Raw genomic sequence first — 25,596 nt, forward strand, 5'->3', positions numbered from 1 at the left:
TGTGCTGTTATTGCTTTACGTAGATCGCATCGTAATTGATGACGCGGGTAGGGTCGATGTAGATGTTGTCCGGACCGCCCATGCGCAGCGATTTTGCCACCACGCGACGTTCGTTGATGACCGGTACCCAGGGCGCGTCATCCATGATGTCGGTGAAGATCTTGCCCCAGACAGCCTGGCGTTCTGCGGTCTGTGCCGGGTCCGACATCGCGTCTGCGGCGATGGCGCGCTTGTCGAGTGCCTCGTTGCAATACCACGACCAGTTCCAGCCGCCCTGAACTGCGCCTGCGCAACCGAGGATCGGGCCGTAGAAGTTGGATGGATCCGGGAAGTCTGCGATCCAGGCCATGCCGCCCGACCAGATCATCGGGGCTTCGCCTTCGGTGCCGCCGGCGGCAATGACATTGCCCTGCGCCAAAGCGCGAACTTCAGCCTTGACGCCAATGGCTGCCAGATCCTGCTGGATGGCCTGGGCGATGCGGGGCTGCGGATCGGTATTGGTGGAGAAGAGCACGGTCTCGAAGCCATCCGGATAACCGGCTTCGGTGAGCAGGGCCTTGGCCTTTTCCACGTCGAATGGATAGCCCTTGTAGTCCTTGTCATAGCCCGGCATCAGCGGCGGAAGCGGCTGGTTGGCAGGCGTTGCGCGACCGTTCAGGATGCGCACGATACGCTCCTTGTTGACAGCCATGTTGATGGCCTGGCGCACCTTGACGTCGTCGAACGGCTTCACCTTGGTGTTGAGGGTGATGTAGCCGGTGTGGAGTTGTTCGCCGTCGACAATCATGTCGGCGCCTTCAGGCGAGTTCTTGATTTCGAGGAACTTTGCCGGCGGAATGCCGTCGCCTGCGATATCGACTTCACCCTTTTGCAGCCGAAGCAGGGCGACCAGTGGCTCCTGGCCCACTTCAACCGTCACCTTGTCGATATGCGGGATATCCTTGACGTAGTAGTCCGGGTTCTTGTCGAACACCAGCTTCTGGCCAATGGTCCAGTCTTTCAGAATGAAGGTTCCGGAGCCGACGGGATGTTTGCCGAAATCGCCGTTGGCCGCTTCGACGGCTTCCTTTGGCACGACCGAGGCAAAGTTGATCGCCAGCACATGCAGGAAGGTGGCGTCAGGACGGGTGAGGTGGAAGATGACCGTACCATCATCCGGCGTTTCGATGCCGGACATGGTGTCCGCTGTCCCAGCCGTCATCTCGTCAAAACCCGCAATCGCACCGAAGAAGCCGGCGCCCGGGCCTTGTGTCTTCGGATTGACGGCGCGTTCCAGCGAGTATTTCACATCGGAGGCGACAACATCGCGACCGTTGGAGAATTTCACGCCCTTGCGCAGCTTGAAGGTATAGGTGAGGCCATCAGGTGCGACTTCAAAGCTCTCGGCCAGCGACGGCACGATGTTTGCGGTGCCGGGCTCATAGTCGACGAGACGTGAGAAAAGGCTCTTGATCATGGACCAGTTGACCCAGTCGTAACCGATGGCCGGATCGAGCGTGGTAATGTCGTCCTTGTAGGTGACGACGATGTCGCCGCCTTGACTTGGCGTGTCCTGGGCGTTGACCGTAAGCGGTGTCAGCGCAAAGAGCGCCGCCGTCGTGGAGTTGAGAAGCAAACGTCTAAACATAAGCAGTTCCCCTTTTATCGTTTGGGCTTCAGTTGGAACGGATACGCGGGTCTATGGCCGGCGCAATGAGATCGGCGAGAAGGTTGCCGATGATGATGGCAAGGGCGGAAGTGAGCGTGACGCCCATGATGATGGGAATGTCGACCTGCTGGATTGCCTGCCAGGCGAGTTGGCCGATGCCCGGCCAGCCGTAGACGGCTTCAACCACAACCACACCGCCCATGAACTGGCCGATATCGATGCCGATCATGGCAATGACTGGCAGCATGGCATTGGGCAGCACATGACGCAGGATCACGCGGGTCGCGGACAGGCCCTTGGCGCGGGCAGTGCGGACATAATCCTGGTTCAGCACGTCGATCATGGCCGAGCGCACGATACGGGCGTACCAACCGGCACCCAGGAGCGCCAATGTGCAGGCCGGAAGCACCACATGGGCCGGCGTTCCATAACCGGACATCGGGAACCAGCCGAGCATGGCGGCAAAGACATAGAGCAGCAGAAGGGCGACCACGAATTGCGGCGCTGACACGCCGACAAAGGCCGACATCATGACGGTGCGGTCGATGAGGCCGCCGCGGTTCAGGGCCGCAATAGAGCCAAGAAGGATGCCGAAGACCACTTCCAGAAATATGCCTGCAGCCATCAATGTCAGGGTGGCGGGGAGCCGTGCGGCAATCAAGGTCGAAACTTCAGTCTTCTGGGCATAGGAGCGACCGAGATCGCCCTGAACCAGACCACTGACATAATGGAAGAACTGCAGGAACAGCGGTTGGTCGAGGCCAAGTTCATGGCGGATATTGGCAACCGTCTGCGCTGTGGCGCTGCGCCCGGCAATCATGCGCGCCGGATCGGCCGGCAGGGCATAGAGCAGCACGAAGGTGACAGCGGCGACGCCAAACAGGATGAGGGTTGCTTGAACCAGACGCTTTGCGAGAACGGATATCATCAGCCTCTGCCTCGCTGGGTCGGGTCAAGGATGTCGCGAAGGGCGTCACCGACCAGGTTGAAGGCGAGTGCTGTCAGAAGGATCAGGACGCCGGGGAAGAAGACCAGCCAAGGCGCGACGGTGAAATAACTCTGACTTTCGAAGATGATATTGCCCCATGATGGATCGGGCGGCTGGACGCCGACGCCGAGGAAGGACAGCGTTGCTTCGAGCAGAACCGTGGTGGCAATGCCGAGCGTGCCCCAGACAATCGCGGTTGGCACCAGATGCGGCAGGATATGGAGAAACAGGATGCGGGCATGTCCGGCACCCAGCGAGCGCTCGGCGAGGATGAAGTCGCGTGCCACCAGCCCACGGGTCTCGGTATAGACGATGCGCGCAACCTGAACCCAGTTGACCAGCGCGATGACCATGGCAACGATCCACAGGCTGGGTTTCAGCAGAGCTGCCAGAACGATCGCGAGCAGCAGGGCGGGGAAGGCCATCATCAGATCGGTGAAGCGCATCATCAGATTGCCGGCCCAGCCGCGCATGTAGCCGGCGGTGATGCCGACAAATAGGCCTATTGCCACGGCAATGCCATTGGCAACGAGGCCGATGATCAGCGAGGTTCTGGCGCCGAACAGCAGACGCGACAACAGATCACGGCCAAGCGTGTCGGTGCCCAGCAGAAACTGGTCGCTCGGCGGAATGGGAGCGCCTTCCAGCGTCAACCCGTCGAACATCTGTGCGTCGGGATTGTAGGGGGCGAACAGCGGTGCTCCGATTGCCGCGATCAGAACGATGAGGACGATGGCAAAGCCGAACAAAGCGGCTGGTTGGCGGGCAATTTCTCTGAGCACACGCATCAGCTGACTTCCCTCAAGGGTTCTGAGCCACCGATGAAGAGGGCGGCGAGTTGTTCAATCGGCATGCGACGCTGCATGGCGTTATCCCGGAGGGCGGCATAGGCCTGTTCGTCGTCGAGTTGGCGCTCACTCTTCAGACGGTTAATCGCTGCATAGACGACGGGCCGCAGCCGCAGCCGCTCTTCCAGCCTTGCAATGCGGGCCTCCTCTTCCATGCGCTGTCCATGGGACGTGACGGCGAGAACGAGTGCCGGATAGATGGTCGCGGCCGAGACCGGCTTTGGAATGATGGAGCTTGCTCCGCAGCCAATGGCCCAGGCGAGACGTCCGGGCGCTTCAGAGCCCAGCAGTGCCGAGACAGGTCGAGCGGGCTTGCGCTCCGGCCAGGGCAGAAGCTCGTCCCAGCCCCGGTCGGCATCGACGATGACGAGATCGGGCAGGTCAGTTTCGGCAAGGGGCAGCCATTGCAGTGACGAGGCGACGCCAAGCAGGGTCAACTGACGCCGCAAGCGTTCGGTATTTCCGTCTTCCTGCGCCAGGATCACAGCGCGCCATCCGGTAAAGTTGGGTGTCTTGGATATCATGAGACCACCCTTAGCCATGGCTCGCTTCTGTTGCCGATGCCGGTCAGATAGGGATCGGCTGCAAGCGGCGGGCGCGAGGCGATAACGTCAAAGCCGCGTTCGGCGTTGATACGCCCCAGCAGGAAGGGCAGGGCTGCATGATTGGTGTCGGGATCGACCACCATGTCGCCGAACAGGCCCGGCCATGATCGCGACAGAACCTGCCGACGCACGTCCGCCGGATCGTCATTGCCGCTTGCCTCGAGCGCGCCGATGCACATGGTGACCGCGGTATAGGCGCTCGCAAACATGCTGGAGACGCGAGTGATGCCGGGGCGAAAGGCGGCGAGGCGTTGCTTGAAATTGCGGTTTTCAGGACTTTCCAGCGTGTCGAAATACGAGGCTGCACAGAGCTGGCCTGTTGCTGCGCCATCGGCCACTTCGTCGAGTTCCGATTCCTGCAGGTCGCAACTTGCCACCGGGCAATTGCCGGGCAGGAAGGCGGGATTTCGCTCCCCGAGCGCTCGCATGGCTTCCAGAAAGGCATAGCTTGCAGGACCGATGAGATTGTTGAGCACGAAGCTTGGTTTTTTCTCTTCGATATCGGCAATCAGGCGATCTACCGCTGTCTCCTCGAAAGGAAGGTAACGTTCACCCAGAACGGTGCCCCCGGCATTGGAAATCAGTTCGCGTGCCAGCCGGTTCATTTCCCAGCCCCAGACATAATTGGCCCCGACCAGATAAGGCCGGGCGCCATAACGGGGGATCAGGTGCTCAAACAGGGGGATCAGGTGCTGGTTCGGGCAGCCGCCGATATAGATGGTGTTCTCATTGGCCTCGAAGCCCTCATAGGGGCACATGTACCAGAGCAGGCCGTCATGCTTTTCCACGAGCGGCAAGACTTCCTTGCGGGCAGCCGAGGTGATGGTCCCGACGATCTGGCGGCAGCCGTTTTCGCGGATCATGCGGCGTGCACCGTCCAGATAGGCAGACAGATCGGCATGCGGGTCGAAGAAGACCGGTTCTACGCCAGTGCCGCCGGCCTTTGCATATTCGTGAAAGGCAAATTCCGCGCCCGCCATGGCATCCCGCCCCATGGCTCCATAGGGCCCCGTGGTGGAATAGAGTATGCCGATCCTGACAGTGCTTCGCATGGGAATTCCAAACGCAAAAAATCCCACAACGCGGATCCCGGAGCTCGGGGCGTTGTGGGCGGTGTTGCCCGTTGACGGATGTCGCCGATGTGAGAAATCCAAGCCAAATGCTCAGATGGTGTGCATGATTAAAATATGGTCATCGGGTGTTTGTCAAGCGGCGCTGCGAAAATTGAGAGAGGCGGATGGTGGGGCGTCACCGACTGAAATCCGATGCGCTGCCCAAAGCTCGCATTGCAGATGACATCGCGCCGATCTGGCAGTGAAAGCTGCGGAGACAGTTAGAATATTGCTTGGCACCGTATGCAAATCCAGTAGATCTAATGCAACCTTTGCGATTTTTGGCTCTATCCCGTTTTCCGGCAATGATGCGCCTTAACGCTGCATTGTCATTGATTCGTATGCTTCTTTTGGCGCATGTCGGTCCGGTTTCGGGCCGGTTCCTGTGGGGGTGTCAAGAGAATTTCCGTGCCATCAATTTTTGTTCCCGCGTAAAGATTGTATTAGTGTTTACTAAGCTAGATTCCGGTATCTCATCTATTAGGATTCTGGCGCATGTCGATACACATCCCCGGATTTGCAAGCGACGAAAAGGCGATGATGGCTGCCTTTAACCGTTCGCAGGCGATCATCGAGTTTACACCTGACGGCACGATTCTGACTGCCAACGAGAATTTCTGCAAGGCGCTCGGCTATGAGCTCTCCGAAATTGTCGGCAAGCATCACCGGATGTTCCTGACACCACAAGAAGTGTCTTCACCGGAATATGCAGACTTCTGGACCAGTCTTGCCAAGGGCAAATTCGACCGCCGCCAGTACAAGCGCGTCACCAAGACCGGCGACATAATCTGGATCGAAGCGTCCTATAATCCGGTGATGCGTGGCGGAAAAGTCTACAAGGTTGTCAAGCTCGCGACTGATATCACCGAGTTGAAACAGAAGGAAATCGATAGCAATGGAAAGCTCGAAGCGCTCTCGCGCGCGCAAGCCATCATCGAATTCACGCCGGAAGGTGAAATTCTGACGGCCAACGAGAATTTTCTGTCGGTTCTTGGCTACACACTGTCGGACATCGTCGGCAAGCATCACTCGATATTCTGCGATGCCGAAGAGGTGCGGTCTCCTGCCTATCAGGAGTTCTGGCGAAGCCTGAACACTGGAAAATACGCCAGCGACGAGTTCAAGCGGATCGGCAAGGATGGTGCGCCGGTCTATATCCAGGCAACCTATAATCCGATCCTCGACGATGAGGGCAAAGTCGTCAAGGTGGTGAAGTTCGCCACGGACGTCACTGGACGGGTGAAGGCGATACAGGAAGTCGGTGCTGGCCTCGGGCGACTCGCCGATTGTAATATACGCATCACAATCGACGAGCCCTTTGTTCCCGAGTTCGAACATTTGCGAAACGATTTCAATGTCTCGATCGGGCGCTTCCAGGAAACTCTTGAGGAAGTGCTTCACGAGACGAATTCGCTTTCGTCGAAGAGTTCCGAGATGAAGGAAAGCTCTGGAAGTCTTGCACATCGCTCCGAGCAACAGGCAGCAGCACTGGAAGAGACGTCGGCAGCGTTGGAGCAGATTACGGTCACCGTTCGCGATTCCAGTTCCCGGACGACGGAAACCCGTCGTTTGGTGGGAGATGCGCGTGAGGCGGCGACTGCATCCGTTGGGGTCGTCAAGGCCACCGTCGATGCCATGAGCCGCATCGAATCGGCTTCTAAAGAGATCTCCAATATTATCGGTGTGATCGACGAGATTGCCTTCCAGACCAATCTTCTGGCGCTGAATGCCGGCGTTGAGGCCGCCAGAGCGGGCGAAAGCGGCAAGGGCTTTGCGGTTGTGGCGCAGGAAGTTCGCGAACTGGCCCAGCGCTCTGCCAAGGCTGCGAAGGAGATTTCCGATCTCATTGCCAATTCCGGCAAGGAAGTGACGGAAGGGGTGCGTCTTGTCGGCGAGACTGGCAAGGCACTGACCAAGATCGAGGATTTCGTCCAGTCTATCGACAGTAACGTGCAGGCGATTGCTACGGCAGCCTCCGAACAGTCGACCAGCCTTCTGGAAATCAACTCGGCGGTGAACTCGCTTGACCAGATGACGCAGCAGAACGCCTCGATGGTGTCCAGTATGTCTGCGGTCAGTGAGGCGCTGTCCGGCGGGGCCGCTCATCTGGCCACGCTCGTCCAGAGCTTCAAACTCAATCGCCGTGCCGGTGTGCGCCTGCCGGGAAGCGCGCCTCCCGCCGTGCGCCCGGCACCTTTGCCCGCTGCGAGAGCCCCTGCTGAAAGCCACGCACCGCTGGCGAAGCCGGCAGCCCCGCGTCCAGCGCCAATGGCTGTGGGAAATACCGCGCTCAAGCAGAATGATTGGGAAGAGTTCTAAGAGCCCGTAAACGACTGAAGACTGCGCGGCGGACTGAAACTCAGTTCCGTCGCGCAGTCGCGTCTTGTCGTCTCTTGTCCATACTGACTGTTATCCCGCGTCCTTGCCGGTGTCGGTGGTCTTGCTGACCGTTCTGCAAATCGTCTACATAAGCTCACGGTCGCGGCAGGCATCGTTCTCAGCGGTCATTCTGTGAGGAAGGTGCTTTGATGACATGTCGGTGGGTTTGGCTCGTTGCTTTTGCAGTGACCGTCCTTGGCGTTGCTGCTGACGTTGAGGCGGCCGGACAACCGGATTTCAATGCTCTGGAGGGCACATGCCTTCGGGTTGAACTTGGCGGCGATGATCTGACGGCGAGCTGTCTGGCCACCATCGGTCGCAGTGCCTATTCGGATGGTCGTGTGGGGTTCTACTTCATGCTGACCGGCAGCCGTATTCTGACATTCAGCGGTGTGGATCGCTCCAATCGTGCTCAGGGATTCGACATCGATCGTGTCGTGATCAACGCAGGCGCTGCCAATGGGTCTCCCAATGTTCTGGCGGCAAGCGGTCATTGCGCCGTTCGCAATGGGCCGCGTGGCGCCGATACCATTCAATGTTCGGGTCAATTTTCCAAGGGAACACGCTTTTCTGCGGCTTTTCGCCTTAAGGGCAAGCCGAAAAAGGGCGAAGTCCAGTCCGACAACTGACACGGCGGCAAGAAAAACGAGCCGCCGTGTGACAGCTGCTTAAAGACGTCCGCCGGTTTCGGCAATCACCTTGGTCAGGCTGCCGGTCGCCGGATAAAGCGGGATCAGGCAAGCCTGAAGGGCGTGGTAGATATCGCCCTTGCCGGGGAAGAGCGTGTTTGAGGGTTTCAGGTCTTCCGTCAGTTCCTCATGCCAACCGCCCAGCGGATGGTCGAGACTATAGCGATTGATGAAGCCCCAGATCTGACGATAGCTCTCTTCGTGAAAAGCGCTGGGCGAGTGCTCATTGAGGAAATGGGCAGCGGCTGCCCCTTCGCAAAGCGGCCACCACAGCTTGAAGCGCTTGTCCGGCCGGTTCTCCCAATCCAGCGTATAGAAGAAACCGCCATGGCTGTTGTCCCAGCCAAGTTTCATAGACTGGAAGAACAGGCCGCGGGCGGCTTCCGGCATCCAGTCATGTTTCTTGCCACCAAGCACCCAGAGCTGGAGCACCAGGCGAGACCACTCGAGCCAATGGCCGGGCGTGGTGCCGGCGGGGCGGAACATCTCGTTTTCGTGGTAGTAGTTCTCATCCACGCTCCAGTTCTCGTCGAAATGTTCCGGCACCCGGTAGCTGCATTCCGTTGCCTTGCGGCGGATCAGAAGATCGGCAATGCTCTCAGCCTTGTCGAGGTACTGGTGTTCTCCGGTCGCTTCGAAGGCGGCCATCAGGGCTTCGGTCAGGTGCATATTGGAGTTCTGGCCACGATAGCCTGGCACCGGTGTCCAGTCGGCTGAAAACTCCTCGGCAATGGCACCGTGTTCCTTGTCCCAGAATTTGGTTTCCAGGATTTCGGTGATGTCGGCGAGCATCTGGTCGGCGAGGGGATGGCCGACAGTTTTTGCCGAGGATGCAGCAAGCAAGACGAAGGCGTGGCCATAGCCTTGTTTGGATGTATCGACCGCACCGTTATCATCCGCCTGCCAGGCATAGCCGCCATTGTCCATGTCGCGATGGCGGTTCCAGAGGAAGTCCATGCCGTGGTCGATTACATCCCGGGAACCCGGCAGGCCGAGAAGGTCGCCAATGGCAAAGCAGTGGACCATGCGGGCGGCCATATGGATGCCGCGGACAGGATTGTCTGTGGAAAGGGGCTTTCCATGCCGGTCAAGATCGTAGAATCCGCCCTTGGGATTGATCGCTGCAAACTGGAAGAAGCGAAACAGATCCGTCGCCTGTGCGTTCAACCATTGGCGGTGATAGGGGCGGCCGCTCCAGTTTTCTGCAAGTGCGCTGGATGGGGTTTTCTCCGACATGGTTCCTCCCTTGGGGCATTTCGAGTGTTGCAAGAGCTATATCGGGGGAGTGGGCAAATGTCACGGCGAACGGCTTTAGCAAAGGTCGCCGAATTGCCAGTTTTGGCAAACAGTTGTTGACATAAAGATATCTTTATGTGACTTCACGATGTGTCGCAATGAAGACAAGGGAGTTCGCGTATGCTTGACAATCTTTTCGGCCCTGAGGGCGCGAAACGGGATGGCGCGGAAGTGGCAGAAGCCCTGGCCAAGGCTGCGCGTGAGCGAATTCTCGTGCTGGACGGTGCCATGGGCACCCAGATCCAGGGTCTAGGCTTCGATGAGGAGCAGTTTAGGGGCGAGCGCTTTTTAGGTTGTGCCTGTCACCAGCAGGGCAATAACGATCTCCTGATCCTCTCGCAGCCGGATGCAATTGAGGAAATCCATTACCGCTATGCCATGGCGGGTGCCGACATTCTGGAAACCAATACCTTCTCGTCCACGCGCATTGCGCAGGCGGATTATCAGATGGAAGGTGCGGTTTACGATCTCAATTTCGAGGGTGCGAAGGTGGTGCGCCGGGCTGCGATCCGTGCGGAGCGCGAAGATGGGCGCCGCCGTTTCGTCGCCGGCGCCATCGGGCCGACCAACCGCACCGCATCCATGTCGCCCGACGTCAACAATCCGGGCTACCGTGCTGTTTCGTTTGACGATCTGCGCATTGCCTATGGCGAGCAGATCGATGGTCTGATCGATGGCGGGGCCGATCTCATTTTGATTGAGACGATCTTCGACACGCTGAACGCCAAGGCAGCGATCTTTGCCTGCGAGGAGCGCTTCGCCGAGAAGGGCATCCGTCTTCCTGTCATGGTGTCGGGCACGATTACAGACCTTTCCGGCCGCACGTTGTCCGGCCAGACGCCGTCGGCATTCTGGTATTCGGTGCGCCATTCCAACCCCTTTACCATCGGGCTGAACTGCGCTCTTGGTGCCGATGCCATGCGTCCGCATCTGCAGGAATTGTCGGGCGTTGCTGACACGTTCATCTGCGCCTATCCCAATGCAGGCCTGCCCAACGAGTTTGGCCAGTATGACGAGAGCCCCGAGATGATGGCGCGCCAGATCGAGGGTTTTGCGAAGGAAGGTCTCGTCAATGTAGTCGGCGGCTGTTGCGGCTCCACGCCGGAGCATATCCGGGCGATTGCCGATGCCGTTTCGCAGCACAAGCCGCGTCTGGTGCCTGAGCACAAGCCTTTCATGTCGCTTTCGGGCCTCGAGCCCTTCGTGCTGACCAAGGACATTCCATTCGTCAACGTGGGCGAGCGCACCAATGTCACCGGCTCTGCCAAGTTCCGCAAGCTGATCACTGCGGGTGACTATGCGGCAGCGCTGGTCGTGGCGCGCGATCAGGTGGAAAACGGCGCGCAGATCATCGACATCAATATGGATGAAGGCTTGATCGACAGCGAAAAGGCAATGGTCGAGTTTCTCAATCTGATTGCTGCCGAGCCGGATATCGCACGCGTGCCGATCATGCTCGATTCATCGAAGTTCTCGATCATCGAAGCCGGTTTGAAATGCGTGCAAGGCAAGGCGGTCGTGAATTCGATCTCGCTCAAGGAGGGCGAGGAGAACTTCATCGCCCAGGCCAAGCTGATCCGCAATTACGGTGCCGCTGTCGTCGTCATGGCGTTCGATGAGCAGGGGCAGGCGGATACCTACAAGCGCAAGGTCGAGATCTGCGAGCGTGCCTACAAGATCCTGACTGAAATTGCCGGGTTCCCGCCGGAAGACATTATTTTCGACCCCAATATCTTTGCGGTCGCCACGGGTATCGAAGAGCACAATAATTACGGCCAGGACTTTATCGAGGCCACGCGGACGATCCGCGAGAAAATGCCGCTGGTTCATATTTCCGGTGGCGTTTCGAACCTGTCCTTCTCTTTCCGCGGCAATGAGCCGGTTCGCGAGGCCATGCATGCCGTGTTTCTCTATCATGCGATCCAGGTCGGCATGGATATGGGCATCGTCAATGCCGGTCAGCTGGCGGTCTATGAAAGCATTGAGCCGAAACTGCGGGAGGCCTGCGAAGACGTGGTGCTGAACCGCCGCGATGATGCGACCGAACGACTTCTGGAGATTGCCGAACAGTTTCGCGGAGCAGGCGGTAAGGAAGCCAAGAAACAGGATCTGACCTGGCGTGAATGGTCGGTCGAAAAACGTCTTGAGCATGCGCTGGTCAATGGCATTACCGAATATATCGATGCCGATACCGAAGAAGCGCGCCAGAGCGTCGAGCGCCCCTTGCATGTGATCGAAGGTCCGTTGATGGCCGGCATGAATGTCGTTGGCGATCTGTTCGGCTCGGGCAAGATGTTCCTGCCGCAAGTGGTCAAGTCTGCCCGTGTGATGAAGCAGGCTGTTGCTGTCCTTCTGCCTTATATGGAAGCGGAAAAGCTTGCCAATGGCGGCAATGGCGAGCGCGAGACGGCTGGCAAGGTGTTGCTTGCGACCGTGAAGGGCGATGTCCACGATATCGGCAAGAACATTGTCGGCGTTGTGCTGGCCTGCAACAATTACGAGATCATCGATCTTGGCGTGATGGTGCCGGCTGCCAAGATTTTCGAGACGGCGATCAAGGAGAAGGTCGATATCATCGGTCTCTCCGGTCTGATCACGCCATCGCTCGACGAGATGGTCTATGTGGCGTCGGAAATGGAAAAGCAGGGTTTCGATGTGCCGTTGCTGATCGGAGGTGCCACCACCAGCCGTGTGCACACGGCCGTGAAGGTCAGCCCCCAATATGAGCGCGGGCAGGCGGTGTATGTGACCGATGCCAGCCGCGCTGTCGGTGTTGTCTCCGCGCTGCTCTCGCCCGAGCAAAAGGGACCTTACGTCGAAAAGATCAAGGCGGAATACACGAAGGTGGCTGAGGCCCATGCGCGGGCCGAGGCCGAAAAGCAGCGCCTCCCGTTGCCGCGTGCCCGCGAGAATGCGCTTAAAATTGACTGGACGGGCTACAAGCCGGTCAAGCCGAGCTTTCTTGGCACCAAAAGTTTCGACCATTACGATCTGGCAGAGCTTGCCGATTATATCGACTGGACGCCCTTCTTCCAGACCTGGGAGCTGAAGGGGCGCTATCCGATGATCCTGGAGGATGCGAAGCAGGGTGAGGCCGCGCGGCAGCTGTTTGCCGATGCGCAGGAGATGCTCAAGAAGATCATCGACGAGAAATGGTTCCGCCCGCGCGGCGTGATCGGTTTCTGGCCGGCCAATGCCGTTGGCGACGATATCCGCCTCTACAAGGACGATGCCCGCGGCGATGAGCTTGCCATGCTCTACACACTGCGCCAGCAGTTGTCGAAACGCGACGGTCGGCCCAATGTGGCGCTGTCGGACTTCGTTGCGCCTGAGGCGAGCGGCGTCGAGGACTATGTGGGGGCCTTTGTCGTGACAGCCGGCTTTGAAGAAATTGCCATCGCCGAACGCTTCGAACGCGCCAATGACGACTATTCGTCGATCCTGGTGAAGGCGCTGGCGGACCGTTTTGCCGAAGCCTTTGCCGAGCGTCTGCACCAGCGCGTGCGTCAGGAATTCTGGGGCTATGCGCCGGACGAAACGTTGACGAGCGACGAACTCCTGGCCGAAACCTATGCCGGTATCCGTCCGGCACCTGGCTATCCGGCACAGCCCGACCACACTGAAAAGCCGACACTGTTCAAGCTGCTCGATGCGGAAAAGGCAACGGGTGTCACGCTCACCGAAAGCATGGCCATGTGGCCCGGTTCTTCCGTATCCGGTCTCTATATCGGTCATCCCGAGAGCTATTATTTTGGCGTGGCCAAGGTCGAACGGGATCAGGTGGCGGACTATGCTAAGCGCAAGGGTATGGCACTTGGCGAGGCCGAACGGTGGCTCGCAACGGTCCTGAACTATGTGCCGGTGAAGCCTGCCGACAGCATGGATGATGCTGCCTGAGAGTTTGATTCAAGAGGTTGGCAATCTGATTCCAGAAATGGTTTTATGTCTCTGAAATCAGGGAGATTAACGGGTCTGCCTGATCTCGATCAGGGTGCTGGCGAAACAGGATTTTTGACCAAATGACCAAGGGTTTTCCGATGCCCGGTGAAGCAGGAATTCTGGCTTTTCTGGAAAAGAGCAATGCCTTTTATCCGGCGGATGCCGTGGATGCATCGATCGAGCAGCAGCGGGAATGGTATAATGCGCTTTGTGCGCAATTTGCACCGGCGCTTCCGGATGGCATGCTGACCGATGACAGTCTGGCAGACGGTCGGGTTCCGGTGCGCCGCTATCGCCCGACACGGATCAAAACCAATACGCATTTGCTCTATATCCACGGCGGCGGTTTCGTCGTGGGCTCGCTGGAGAGCCATCACGCGATCTGCGCGGAGATTGCCGATGCCGTTGGGGCCGAATTGACGGCGGTCGATTATCGCCTTGCGCCGGAACATGTTTGGCCGGCCCAGACTGACGATGCCTATACCGTTCTGACCACGTTGCTGGATCAGGGCCATGACGTCGTCGTGATCGGAGATAGCGCCGGCGGCAATCTGGCGGCCGGGCTTTGCGTGCGCGCGGCGCGTAGCGGACTGGCCGGTCGCCTCCGCGGACAGGTGCTCATCTATCCAGCGCTCGGGGGTGATCTGGAGGTGGGCTCCTATGTGGAGATGGCACAAGCTCCGGGGCTGACAACGGCTGACGTGAAATACTACCGCGAGGTCTTGCAGGCCCCGGCAGATGAAGCCGTCGCTCATCCGCTCTTGCTGGAGGACCTCTCGGATCTGCCGCCTGCCTTTATCACCGTTGCGCATTTCGATCCGCTGCGGGACGACGGTCGCCAGTATGCCGCCCGGCTGGCCGAGGCTGGTATCGAGGTCTGGTTTCGCGAAGAACCGCAGATGGTGCACGCCTGGCTTCGCGCGCGCCATATGAGTGACGGTGCCAGGACAGGCTTTGAAGCGCTGTGCAGAGCGGTTTCGCATTTTTCTGGCGCGACGGCCTGAATGACTGCGGTCGCTATCGGCTGCTGCAGGCAAAGCGGGTCGCGCTCAAGCCTCTCAGACGAAGCGGTCGATGATGGTGATCCCGGTTTCTGAAAAGCGGTCCATTTCCATCAAGGCTGGTATCCCCTCGCTTAAAGTGACGTGACGACCGATCAGCCTTTGCGGCTGAAGGCTTCCCGATGCGATCATCTCGAGCATGGCGTCGTAACGCCAGGCCTGCATGCCGTGACTGCCGTAGATTTCCAGTTCATGGGCGATGACGCGGCCCATGGGGATAGCAGGGTTTGCCTGATCTCCAAGCATTAGCCCGACCTGCACATGACGCCCCCGGCGGCGAAGGTTCATCACGGAATTGCAGCAGGTGACAGGATGGCCAAGCGCATCGATCGAGACATGGCTGCCACCATCGGTCAGATCGCGGATCGCAACTGCCGTATCCAGTTCAAGCGTGCCGTTGACCGTGTGGTCGGCGCCCAAGGACCTTGCGATGGCGAGCTTTTCTTCCGAGATGTCGACGGCGACCACCTTGGCACCCAGTGCCTTGCCAATCATGATGGCCGACATTCCAACGCCGCCGCAGCCATGCACCGTCAGCCACTCGTCTTTCTTCAGTCGGCCCTGGTCGACCACGGCGCGGAAGGATGTGGCAAAGCGGCAGCCGAGGCTTGCCGCTGTTGCGTCGTCAATCGTTTCCGGCAGGAGAACGAGGTTTTCGTCGGCATAGTCGATGGCGACATATTCGGCAAAGGAACCCCAATGGGTGAAGCCCGGCTGGAATTGCGCCTCGCAGACCTGCTGGTTTCCCGACCGGCATTCACGGCAGTGGCCGCAGCCGGACACGAAGGGCACCGTGACCCGGTCTCCGCGCTTGAAGCGTCTGACCTCGGCGCCAACCGATTCCACGACGCCGGCGAATTCATGGCCGGGGATGTGGGGGAGGTTGATGTCCGGATCATGGCCCATCCAGCCATGCCAGTCACTCCGGCACAGGCCGGTGGCGGTGACCTTTATCACCACACCGGCGGATGGCGCGACAGGGTCTGGTACGTCCACGATCTCCGGTGCTTCGCCAAAGCGTTCGTAGAACATAGCCTTCATTGTCGGCCTCCGGTTTGCTGTGCCGCAACCGTTACCCGGCTGTGGGATTACATGAAGTCGCGCGGGATCTTCTGCTCCTTGCGGCGCGTAAAGATTTCCTTGCCGTCTTCATAGGCCGTGACTTCCACCGAAATCAACCAGTCGGTTTTCGTGCAGGTCATGTAGTTGGTCGCAACCGAGCGCGCAGACCAGCCCTGTCGGCTGTATTCCGTGGTCCAGGTTGCGCGACCTGTCATCGACAACGGATCCGCCGGCGAGATTGTCCAGCATTCATCGCGGATTTCGTGGCTGGTGATCCCTGAACCCGGATGTTCCGAATGTCCGGTATCCTCATAGATGCGGTATTCCGTGCGGTTGTCGGTCAGACTGCGATTGACCTCGCGTCGCGTTTCGCCCGGGCCGTGTGTGATGTATTTCGGCAGCGGATCCGGATCATCCGGTTCCTTCACGGAAATCTCCCGATGGTCGCCCAGAAGCGGCATCGCCAGTTTGATCGAGTGAACATCGATGGTGAGGCCCGCATCTTCCGGTGGTGGCAGGATCATCGGCCAGTAGCTGGTGGACAATGCCAGGCGAATGCAGTGGCCCTTGCGGACACGGTAGCCGCAGGCATCCAGCTCCAGCGTGATCGTGACCTTTTTGCCGTGGGGCATGGCCTTCGGTTCAGCATTGCCGTCGCGGTGAGCAAGGTTGAGCACACCGAACGACACGCGATAGGACGTACCGTCCGGGTGAACATCGACGATGCGGGCGGCGATGTTGGCGATATCTGCGTCGCAAGCGACATCGAGTGTCAGGACCGTCTGGCCGAGATAATCGGTGTCTTCTTCAAGCGGTGCGGATTGGAAGCAAAGCGACCCGCCATCATCGGCACGCTGGTCCATGGCAAGCTCGGCATCTGGCTTCAGGGTGAACCATTCGCCGGATGAGGTGCCGAGATCGAGCGGTGACTTCAGGTAGACGTCCCGTTCACCGGCAGAGGCTGGCTGATCAGCTGTCAGCTCGTCATGGGCGCTGACAGAGAAGGTCTGAAATTCCGGTGTTGTCCACTTGTCCTTGGCGATCCACCGACCGGCATCATGGTCGCGTCGCGCGGCAGGTCGAATCGCGTCAAGGATGTAGGCGCGCACTTCAGGCGTGTCTTCCGCACCATTTAGCTCGTCGCGCAGCCAGCGGTTCCACCAGCGGATCGCTTCGCCGAGAAAATCGGCGCGGGGTTTCGGCCAGGCAAAGTGCGGGTATTTGTGCACCCAAGGGCCGATCAGCGCCTTGGCGCGTCCCGGCATGCCATCGACGGCTTTCAGCGGGGTGTTGCGATAACCATCGGCCCAGCCCGCCAGAACCAGTGCCGGGATCTTGAAGGCGTCGAAGTCTTCGCCGATGGAGCCGTGCTGCCAGAAGGCGTCGCGGCGCTGATGCTGCAGCCACTCGGCCATGAAAAAGGGTTCGTTCTCCAGGCGGTCCAGCCACATCTCGCGCCAGCGGTCGCCGACGATTGCCGGGTCCGGTGCGCGGGACTGGTATCCCTGCATGGTGCCCGCCCATGAGAGCTGGGCATAGAGATGGCAACCATTCTTGTAATGGATGTCATCATTGTAGCGGTCGACCGTCGAGGCGATGGAGATTACCGCCTTCAATGCCGGCGGGTTCATGGCGGCGACCTGCAGGCAGTTGAAGCCGCCCCAGGAGATACCCATCATACCGACCGAGCCACTCGACCAGGGCTGTTTGGCAATCCAGGCAATCACTTCGCAGGCGTTGGCCAGTTCCAGTTCGGTATATTCGCCGTCGATAACGCCTTCGGATTCGCCCGAGCCACGTATATCGACGCGCACACCGGCAATGCCGGCGGCGGCAAAATGCGGATAGGTGCTTTCGTCGCGCGGGGCTGTGCCGTCGCGCTTGCGATAGGGCAGGAATTCCAGAACGGCTGGAACCGGATTGACGTCGGTTCCGTCCGGCATCCAGATGCGCGCGGCCAGGCGCGTACCGTCCTTGAGTGTGATCCAGTCATTCTCGATGACCGTGAAAGTACGATTAGTCGACATGTTGATGATCCGTAATTCAGTTTCAGGCGTCGAACCAGACTCGGCTGCCAATATAGCCATTCGACATGTCGTTGCCGATATCATCGACAAAGCCCTGAAGCTTGTTTGAAGACGCCATGACGTAGTCGTTGAACACGGGCAGTATCAGACCGCCTTCGTCGCGGACCATCACGGCCATGGTGCGGTAAAGTTCCTTGCGCCTGGTCTCGTCCAGTTCAGAACGGGCTTGCAGGAGCAGCTTGTCGAAGTCGTCACGCTTGAAGCGGGTATCGTTCCACTGTGCGGTTGACAGGTAGGATGTCGAGTAACGCGAATCCTGCGTCGGACGACCGCCCCAATAGGATGCGCAGAAAGGCTGGGCATTCCAGACATTGGTCCAATAGCCGTCTTCCGGTTCTCGCTTGACCTCGATCTCGATGCCGGCCTTTTTTGCGCTCTCCTGGAAGAGAATGGCCGCATCGACGGCGCCGGGGAAGGCAGCGTCCGAGGTGCGCAACAGAACCGGGCGATCCAGACCCGATTTCTTGAAGTGGAAGGCGGCCTTGTCCGGATCATAGGCCCGTTGCTCGATGCCTTCTGGCGCCAGAGCATAGTTGCTGTTGACGGGATAGTCATTGCCGAGCGTCCCGAAACCACCAAGGACCTGATCGAGGATAGCCTGGCGGTCGATCGCGTATTTGAGCGCAAGACGTAGGTCGTTGTTGTCGAAGGGAGCGGTGTCGCAATGCATGAGGAAACTGTAGAAGCCCTTGCCGGCGCTGCGGACGATTTCAACGGATGGCGCTCGTTTCAAAAGCGGCACGGTCTTGGGGTCGACGCTGTTGATGAAGTGTACCTGCCCGGATGACAGGGCGGCGATACGCGCCGTTGCATCGTTCATGACGGTGATTTCGACGCTGTCGACATAGCCGCGATCCGAACGCCAGTCGTTCTGGTTCTTTTCAAACACGGCACGGATACCGGCATCGAAGCTTTTGACAGTATAGGGGCCGGTACCGATTGCGGCATTCGGGTTTTCCACGCCGCCCTTCGGCTGGATGATGAGGTGGTAGTCGGTCAGCATCAAGGGCAGGTCGGCATTGCCCTCCTTCAGCGCCAGGACGAGATCGCCGGCCTTCTCCTCGATCGTGGTGATCGAGCCCAGAAGGCCGAGTGCACCGGACTGAGACTTCTCGTCCGAGTGACGCTTCAATGTCGCGACAACGTCTGACACGGTCATCTTGGAACCGTCATGGAACGCCACGTCATCGCGGATCTTGAAGGTCCAGATGGAGGCGTCTGCGGACGGTTCCCATGCAGTTGCCAGAGATGGCAGCGGAGCGCCCGTCTTTGGGTCGGATTCCACCAAGGTGTCGCCCCAGAGGCGGCCGGTGACGAACAGAACGGAAGCGCTATAGGTTGCGGGGTCCAGCACGTCGCTGCTGGCGCCGCCCTTCAGGCCAAGCTTTAAATCGCCACCGCGTTTGGGTTCGGCAGCGCGGGCATCCTGGCTTGTCAGGCCTCCGGCAAGTCCCGTCAGGGCGCCCAATGTTATGGCGCCACCGAGAAAGGTGCGGCGGTCGATGGCACTTGCATGCAAAATGCGATTGCGGTTCTGGTTGGCGTCGGACATTGGAGGACCCCTGTTGTTGAATTTCCGGGGTGAGGCTAGTCGGAACCATGCGTCAGGCAATTTCGCGACCTGACGTGACTTTGCGCGAGTTTACGCTATTGTGCCGCCACAGATCAGACTGCCGGAATGTCCAATGCATCACTTCGTCGAAAACCTCAAAGCAGCCTGCGCCACGCAACGCTCCATCTCTCATATCTGCCGTGAAATTGGTCTCAATCGACAGCAGTTCAATCGCTACACCAGTGGTGAAACCAGGCCGTCGGCGCATAATCTGGCGCGCATTGCGAGCTTCTTTGACCTGAGCGCTGCCGATTTCAGTCTCGCCCCGGCTGCATTTGCCAATAGGTTGCACAAGCCCGAGCGGGGAGGCTCGGAAGGCTCGGATCTCTTCAAGGGATTTCCGGGCGACCTTGCTGCGCTTCGGCGGCATGCGGGCTACTACCAGACCTATCATCTGTCACCGTCGTGGCCTGATATGGTCGTCTGCTCCTGCAGCCGTTTGTACGAGGCGGGCGGACTGATGCATGTGACGTCGATAGAGCGTATTCGGGATGCAGACAATTCCATCGAGCAGCACAGTAAATATGCCGGGCTCGCTTCCTTTTCGCGGAATCGCATCTTTATCTATGAGCGCGCGCGCGGTCGCAGTGCCATGCTCTCGCAGACCATCCTGCTGCCGTTCGAGCTGCATCAGAAGGTATATCTGCGGGGAACGACGATGGGCGTTTCGTGGCGTAAGGAAAATCTTCCCTATGCGTCGCGGATGATCTGGCGGCATGTCGGTGCCGAGCCTGACCTGAGGCAATTGCTATCGCGTTGCGGCGTGGTGCCGTTTTCGTCGCGGCAATTGCCGCCGACGGTCAGAAGCTACCTGGAAGCAGCTGGTACCAGTGTGATGGCGGTACCGTCCGACTACTAGCGGACAGGAGGTCCGTCGCTTCGTTGAGGAAGCGGCGAAGACCTGATTGGGCTTCGCCGCATCGGCATCAGTTTCCGGCGCTTTCCATCTTGCGCTCGGAGAGCGCCTGTTCCAGCCAGCCGAGCTGCATTTCCGGCACGGATTTAAGCAGCAGGTCGGTGTAGTCGTCGAAGGGAGGTGCGAGCACCTTCGACTTCGGACCGAAGCGGACCAGCTTGCCACGATGCATCACCGCCACACTGTCGGCAATGGCGCGCACGATTGCGATGTCGTGGGTGATGAAGACATAAGAGACATCGGTCTCCTTCTGCAGCCGCATCAACAGGTTCAAGATACCTTCAGCCACCAGCGGATCGAGCGCGGAGGTCGGCTCGTCGCAGAGGATCAGTTCCGGCTTGGCTGCAAGCGCGCGGGCGATGGCCACACGCTGTTTCTGACCGCCGGACAATTCTGCCGGATAGCGATCGACAAAGCCGGAACCCATTTCGATCTGGTCGAGAAGCTCTTTCACACGGGCGGTCTTCTTCGCACCGCGCAGACCGTAGTAGAAGGTCAAAGGGCGGCCGATGATATCACGCACCGTCTGGCGCGGGTTCATCGCGGTATCGGCCATCTGGTAGATCAGCTGGATGCGGCGCAGGTCGTCATTGCTGCGTTTCTTCAGCGTTGCCGTCAGTTCCTGGCCTTCGAAGGTGATCTTGCCGGATTTCGGCGGTAGAAGTCCGGTGATCACGCGGGCGAGGGTGGATTTGCCCGAACCGCTTTCTCCGACGATGGCAAGTGTCTGGCCCTTGGGTAGATGCAGGCTCACGTCATGTAGAACCGTCATGCCATTGCCATAGGCTGCTGTGACATTTTCCACCGTGAGCTGGGTATTGCTCTGGTCTGGTGCCTCTGTTTTCTTGGCCTGACGGACGTTGACGAGCGCCTTCGTATATTCTTCCTTGGGCGCCTCGATGATCTGCTGAACGCTACCGTATTCCACGGTCTCGCCCTGCTTCAGCACCATGATATCGTCGGAAATCTGGGCGACGACGGCCAGGTCATGGGTGATGTAGAGAGCAGCCGTATTTGTTTCTTCGATCGCATGCTTGATCGCTGCCAGTACGTCGATCTGGGTGGTGACGTCCAGCGCGGTGGTCGGCTCGTCGAAGACGATCAGTTCCGGATTGGAGCAGAGCGCCATGGCAGTCATGGCTCGCTGCAACTGCCCACCCGATACCTGGTGGGGATAGCGATCGCCAAAATTCTCGGGATCGGGGAGCCCCAGCACGCCGAACAGATAGACGGCGCGTTTGCGCGCTTCCTGCTCGCTCATCAGCTTGTGGGTGAGGGTGGCTTCGATCACCTGATCCGACAGCCGATGGGCCGGATTGAAGGCTGCTGCTGCCGATTGGGCGACATAGCAGACACGGGCGCCGCGCACCTTTCGGATGCCGGACTTGCCGAGCGTCAGGATATCCTCGCCGTCGAGTTTGACCTCGCCGCCGGTGATGCGCACACCGCCGCGGCCATAGGCCAGCGCTGCCAGGCCAATGGTGGATTTTCCGGCGCCGGATTCACCGATGAGGCCAAGAACCTTGCCCTTTTCGAGGTCGAAGGAGACGCCCTGAACGATGGTGATGTCTCTGGGTGGTTCACCCGGTGGATAGGAGGTTGCTTCGATCTTGAGATCGCGGACGGTAAGAAGATCAGGCATCACCGCGCCCTCCCTTGAGGCTCGAGGTCCTTTTCAGCAGCCAGTCGACTACCAGGTTCACGCAGATGGCCAGGGCTGCAATGGCGCCGCCTGGAACAAGTGCTGCGGAAATGCCGAAGATGATGCCGTCCTTGTTGTCCTTCACCATGCCGCCCCAGTCCGCGGCGGGCGGCTGGATGCCGAGGCCAAGGAAGGAGAGGGTGGAGAGGAACAGGATGGAGAAGGCAAAGCGCAGGCCGAATTCGGCCAGAAGCGGTGTCAGCGTATTGGGCAGGATCTCGCGGAAAATGATCCAGACTGTGCCTTCACCGCGCAGACGTGCGGCTTCCACGAATTCCATCACTGCGACATCCAGGGCCACGGCGCGGCCGAGCCGGTAGACACGGGTGGAGTCGAGCACCGCCATCACCAGAATGAGGATGATCAGGTTCTGGGGCAATACCGCCAGAACCACCAGCGCGAAGATCAAAGTCGGGATCGACATCATCAGGTCGTTGAAGCGCGACAGGACCTGATCGACCGCACCGCGTGTGACGGCGGCGGTGAAGCTCAAGACCATGCCGAGCGAGAAGGAAATGATGGTGGCAGCGAGTGCGACAAACAGGGTTGTGCGAGCGCCGTAGATCATTCTCGACAACAGATCGCGGCCCAGGTTGTCTGTGCCAAGGAGATAGGTGTTGCTCCACGGTTCCCAGACGCTGCCGACGATTTCGCGCTCGCCGAAGGGTGCGATGAAGGGGGCGAAGATGGCACAGAAGAAGGCAATGAAAATGCCGAAGAGGCCGACCCAGGCACTGATGGGGATTTCTTTCAGTCTCATCGTGGGTGCCTCAGTCTCGGGTTGGCGACGATCGCAATGATGTCTGCGACCATGTTGAGCAGGATGTAGACGGCGGCAAAGATAAGGCCGCATGCCTGTACCACCGGCATGTCGCGAACGGTTACGGCGTCGACCATGTACTGACCCATGCCGGGATAGACGAAGACAACTTCGACGACGACGACGCCTACCACGAGGTAAGCCAGGTTGAGGGCGACGACGTTGACGATCGGGGCAATGGCGTTGGGGGCCGCGTGCTTGATGATGGCGCGGAAGGCGGATAATCCCTTCAGTTCTGCCGTCTCCATATAGGCCGATGACATGACCGAGAGGATGGCAGCACGGGTCATGCGCATCATGTGGGCCAGTACCACCATCACCAGCGTCGCTGTGGGCAGGGCAATGGCCTTCAGACGCTCGATCATTCCCATGCCGTCATGCACTGTGGCGGGGAAAGTGGCGATGTTGAACTTGATCGAGAAGAACATGATCAACAGGTAGCCGATGAAGAATTCCGGCAGAGAAATCGCGGCCAGCGAAATGACGTTGATGATCCGGTCGGGTATGCGATTGCGGAATTGTACGGCCACCATTCCGAGGCCGACGGCGAGCGGCACCGATATGACGGCGGCGAATGCGGCGAGGAACAAGGAGTTGCCCAAGCGCTTGCCAATCTGTTCGGTGACCGAGTTCCGGCTGGCCCAGGACGTGCCGAAATCGCCCTGGAGCGCTCCGCCCAGCCATTCGAAATAGCGAGTCACAACGGGGCGGTCCAGGCCGAGTTCGGCACGGATATTGGCGACAGCCTGTGGTGTGGCCGACTGTCCGAGATAGGTTGTGGCGAAATCGCCGGGGAGGGCTTCGACGCCGCCATAGATGAGCACGGAAACGGCCATCAAAAGGGCAGCACTCAAGGCGAGGCGCTGCAGGATCAGCGCTGCGAGGGGGTATCGGTCACTCCAACCGAGCGTTTCCGCTCCGTCGTCTGGGATGTTTGTCATCGGCTCCGGCCTGTCGATCGCGAAACGTGTCGAAAGGTCCCTCGTGGCTGTCTCGTTTTTCCGCGGGTGTGACGAGACGTGCATTCCGCTTCAGGAATGGCAAATCCGGAGAGACGAGGTTCGAGGTGCTCCGGACATGGCTTGGCTGAGGAACCAGAAAAATGGCAGGGCCGCCATATGCGGCCCCGCCAAATGAAGTTTTCTTAGTCTTCCAGCCAGACGCGGGTAGCGACATAGCCGTTCGACATGTCGTTGCCGATGTCGTGGACGTAGCCCTTCACGCTCTTGGTCGAGGCGTTCACGAAGTCGTTGAACATTGGCAGGATCAGACCGCCTTCGTCGCGGACCATCATCGCCATTTCGCGATACATTTCCTTGCGCTTGTCCTGATCCAGCTCGGCGCGGGCCTCAAGCAGGATCTTGTCGAAGTCCGGGCGCAGGAAGCGCGTGTCGTTCCAGTCGGCAGTCGACAGATAGGCAGTCGAATACATCTGGTCCTGGGTCGGACGGCCACCCCAGTAAGAGGTGGAGAAGGGCTGGACGTTCCAGACGTTCGACCAGTAGCCGTCACCCGGCTCACGCTTCACCTCGATATCGATGCCAGCCTTCTTTGCCGATTCCTGGTAAAGAACGGCTGCATCGACGGCGCCAGGGAAAGCGACTTCGGACGTGCGCAGCAGGACCGAACCGTCGTGACCCGACTTCTTGAAGTGGAACTTCGCCTTGTCCGGATCATAGGCGCGCTGTTCGATGCCTTCCGGGAAGAGAGCATAGGTCTCGTTGATCGGGAAGTCGTTGCCGACCTTGCCGTAGCCGCCGAGGATCTTTTCGACCATGGTCTCGCGGTCCATGGCATATTTCAGTGCAAGGCGCAGGTCGTTGTTGTCGAACGGCGCAGTGTTGCAATGCATGATGAAGACATAGTGGCCGCGACCAGAGGTGTTGAGGATCTCGACGGTCGGAGCGCGCTTCAATAGGTCGACGGTCTTCGGGTCAACGCGGTTGATGAAGTGAACCTGGCCGGATGAGAGAGCCGCAATACGGGCCGTCGCATCGTTCATGCCGATGACTTCGATGCTGTCCACGTAACCGCGGTCAGAACGCCAGTCGTTCGGGTTCTTCTCCAGCGTGGCACGCACACCGGGTTCGAATGTCTTGAGGATGTAAGGGCCGGTGCCGATCGATGCGAGCGGATCGTCATTGCCGCCATTGGGCTGGATGACCAGATGGTAGTCGGTCAGGAGCAGCGGCAGGTCGGCATTGCCTTCAGTGAGCGTCAGCACGAGGTTGTCGCCGTCGGCCTTGATGTCGGTGATCGACTTCATGACACCGAGCGCACCGGATTCCGACTTTTCATCGGTGTGGCGCTTCAAGGTCGCAACAACGTCGTCGATGGTCAGTTCCTTGCCGTCGTGGAACTGAACACCCTTGCGGATCTTGAAGGTCCAGGTGGAGGCGTCGGCAGACGGTTCCCAGCTCTCGGCGAGCGATGGTACGGGTTCGCCGGTATGCGGATCACTTTCGACCAGCATGTCACCCCAGCAACGGCCGATAAGGAACATGAACTGCGACAGGAACTTTGCCGGGTCCTGGCTGTCGGTGGCAGAGCCACCTTCGAGACCAAGCTTCAGATGGCCGCCCTTCTTGGGCTCCTGCGCGGAGGCGCTTTCGGCAAACAATGTGCTTGCGGCTGTGATTGTGAGGCCGGCTGCCATGGCGCGGCCCATGAATTCGCGACGGTTCATGCCACGTGCTGTGACACTGCTCGCGAGGTGTTTCTTGAAATCAGTCATTCCCTGTTCCTTCTCTGGTTGCGGACGCATGCCGGATCTTGTTCTTCTTGCCTAGCATGCTGATGAATGGCGGCATCATATGGAAATGTGATCGAAAA

General features: G+C 59.2%; 18 protein-coding genes. 5 read left to right on the forward strand and 13 right to left on the reverse strand.

The annotated features are described in order from the left end of the window. Positions 1-7: 7 nt before the first annotated feature. The 5 genes from ACWPM9_RS07585 to ACWPM9_RS07605 are packed head-to-tail and all read right to left on the reverse strand — an operon-like array spanning position 8 to position 5,141. A complete protein-coding gene (locus ACWPM9_RS07585) occupies positions 8-1,627 on the reverse strand; it encodes an ABC transporter substrate-binding protein (protein ID WP_428187241.1) in 1,620 nt (539 codons plus the stop codon). A 28-nt stretch (positions 1,628-1,655) separates the two neighbouring features. Continuing rightward, positions 1,656-2,576, reverse strand: coding sequence for an ABC transporter permease (locus tag ACWPM9_RS07590; RefSeq protein ID WP_484757280.1), 921 nt, complete (start codon positions 2,574-2,576; stop codon positions 1,656-1,658). Next, positions 2,576-3,424, reverse strand: a complete 849-nt coding sequence (locus ACWPM9_RS07595) for an ABC transporter permease (RefSeq protein ID WP_428187239.1) — start codon at positions 3,422-3,424, stop codon at positions 2,576-2,578. Before ACWPM9_RS07595 ends, ACWPM9_RS07590 begins: the two co-directional genes overlap by 1 nt. After that, on the reverse strand, positions 3,424-4,008 hold the full coding sequence (locus ACWPM9_RS07600; protein ID WP_428187238.1) for an ANTAR domain-containing response regulator: 585 nt from the start codon (positions 4,006-4,008) through the stop codon (positions 3,424-3,426). The genes ACWPM9_RS07595 and ACWPM9_RS07600 overlap by 1 nt, the downstream gene beginning before the upstream one ends. Then, on the reverse strand, positions 4,005-5,141 hold the full coding sequence (locus tag ACWPM9_RS07605) for a transporter substrate-binding protein (protein WP_428187237.1): 1,137 nt from the start codon (positions 5,139-5,141) through the stop codon (positions 4,005-4,007). The genes ACWPM9_RS07600 and ACWPM9_RS07605 overlap by 4 nt, the downstream gene beginning before the upstream one ends. Positions 5,142-5,696: 555 nt before the next feature. On the opposite strand from ACWPM9_RS07605, the gene ACWPM9_RS07610 reads away from it, so the two are divergent. Both ACWPM9_RS07610 and ACWPM9_RS07615 read left to right on the forward strand, forming a co-directional pair. After that, complete coding sequence (locus ACWPM9_RS07610) at positions 5,697-7,520, forward strand: methyl-accepting chemotaxis protein (protein ID WP_484757281.1); 1,824 nt, start codon at positions 5,697-5,699, stop codon at positions 7,518-7,520. Between the two features lie 209 nt (positions 7,521-7,729). Further along, positions 7,730-8,209 carry a hypothetical protein gene (locus ACWPM9_RS07615; protein ID WP_428187235.1) on the forward strand — a complete coding sequence of 160 codons (480 nt, stop codon included), beginning with the start codon at positions 7,730-7,732 and terminating at the stop codon, positions 8,207-8,209. Positions 8,210-8,248: 39 nt separating this feature from the next. Here the strand turns inward: ACWPM9_RS07615 and ACWPM9_RS07620 are convergent, their stop codons facing one another. Then, positions 8,249-9,505 carry an AGE family epimerase/isomerase gene (locus ACWPM9_RS07620; RefSeq protein WP_484757282.1) on the reverse strand — a complete coding sequence of 419 codons (1,257 nt, stop codon included), beginning with the start codon at positions 9,503-9,505 and terminating at the stop codon, positions 8,249-8,251. Positions 9,506-9,685: 180 nt separating this feature from the next. On the opposite strand from ACWPM9_RS07620, the gene metH reads away from it, so the two are divergent. Both metH and ACWPM9_RS07630 read left to right on the forward strand, forming a co-directional pair. Next, positions 9,686-13,462: a methionine synthase gene (gene metH, locus ACWPM9_RS07625; RefSeq protein WP_484757283.1), complete on the forward strand. Its 3,777-nt coding sequence runs from the start codon at positions 9,686-9,688 to the stop codon at positions 13,460-13,462. Between the two features lie 122 nt (positions 13,463-13,584). Continuing rightward, positions 13,585-14,508 (forward strand): alpha/beta hydrolase, encoded by a 924-nt coding sequence (locus tag ACWPM9_RS07630; protein WP_484757284.1) that lies wholly within the window; start codon positions 13,585-13,587, stop codon positions 14,506-14,508. Between the two features lie 54 nt (positions 14,509-14,562). Here ACWPM9_RS07630 and ACWPM9_RS07635 read toward each other — a convergent pair whose 3' ends face one another. The 3 genes from ACWPM9_RS07635 to ACWPM9_RS07645 are packed head-to-tail and all read right to left on the reverse strand — an operon-like array spanning position 14,563 to position 19,266. Further along, positions 14,563-15,606 carry a zinc-dependent alcohol dehydrogenase family protein gene (locus ACWPM9_RS07635; RefSeq protein WP_428187231.1) on the reverse strand — a complete coding sequence of 348 codons (1,044 nt, stop codon included), beginning with the start codon at positions 15,604-15,606 and terminating at the stop codon, positions 14,563-14,565. Positions 15,607-15,653: 47 nt separating this feature from the next. Beyond that, positions 15,654-17,654 carry a CocE/NonD family hydrolase gene (locus ACWPM9_RS07640; RefSeq protein WP_484757621.1) on the reverse strand — a complete coding sequence of 667 codons (2,001 nt, stop codon included), beginning with the start codon at positions 17,652-17,654 and terminating at the stop codon, positions 15,654-15,656. Positions 17,655-17,676: 22 nt separating this feature from the next. Beyond that, positions 17,677-19,266 (reverse strand): ABC transporter substrate-binding protein, encoded by a 1,590-nt coding sequence (locus ACWPM9_RS07645; protein ID WP_484757285.1) that lies wholly within the window; start codon positions 19,264-19,266, stop codon positions 17,677-17,679. 133 nt (positions 19,267-19,399) lie between these two features. Between ACWPM9_RS07645 and ACWPM9_RS07650 the strand changes: the two genes are divergently transcribed. Then, a complete protein-coding gene (locus ACWPM9_RS07650) occupies positions 19,400-20,185 on the forward strand; it encodes a helix-turn-helix domain-containing protein (protein ID WP_428187228.1) in 786 nt (261 codons plus the stop codon). A gap of 67 nt (positions 20,186-20,252) precedes the next feature. Here the strand turns inward: ACWPM9_RS07650 and ACWPM9_RS07655 are convergent, their stop codons facing one another. The 4 genes from ACWPM9_RS07655 to ACWPM9_RS07670 all read right to left on the reverse strand — a co-directional run bounded on the left by ACWPM9_RS07655 (position 20,253) and on the right by ACWPM9_RS07670 (position 25,498). Further along, complete coding sequence (locus ACWPM9_RS07655) at positions 20,253-21,884, reverse strand: ABC transporter ATP-binding protein (RefSeq protein ID WP_484757286.1); 1,632 nt, start codon at positions 21,882-21,884, stop codon at positions 20,253-20,255. Then, entirely contained in the window at positions 21,877-22,704 is an 828-nt protein-coding gene (locus tag ACWPM9_RS07660) for an ABC transporter permease (protein ID WP_428187226.1), read from the reverse strand. The genes ACWPM9_RS07655 and ACWPM9_RS07660 overlap by 8 nt, the downstream gene beginning before the upstream one ends. Further along, complete coding sequence (locus ACWPM9_RS07665) at positions 22,701-23,705, reverse strand: ABC transporter permease (protein WP_428187225.1); 1,005 nt, start codon at positions 23,703-23,705, stop codon at positions 22,701-22,703. The genes ACWPM9_RS07660 and ACWPM9_RS07665 overlap by 4 nt, the downstream gene beginning before the upstream one ends. Before the next feature lie 203 nt (positions 23,706-23,908). Beyond that, positions 23,909-25,498, reverse strand: coding sequence for an ABC transporter substrate-binding protein (locus ACWPM9_RS07670; protein WP_428187224.1), 1,590 nt, complete (start codon positions 25,496-25,498; stop codon positions 23,909-23,911). Positions 25,499-25,596 lie beyond the last annotated feature (98 nt).

The organism is Agrobacterium sp. H141 (assembly GCF_057158725.1).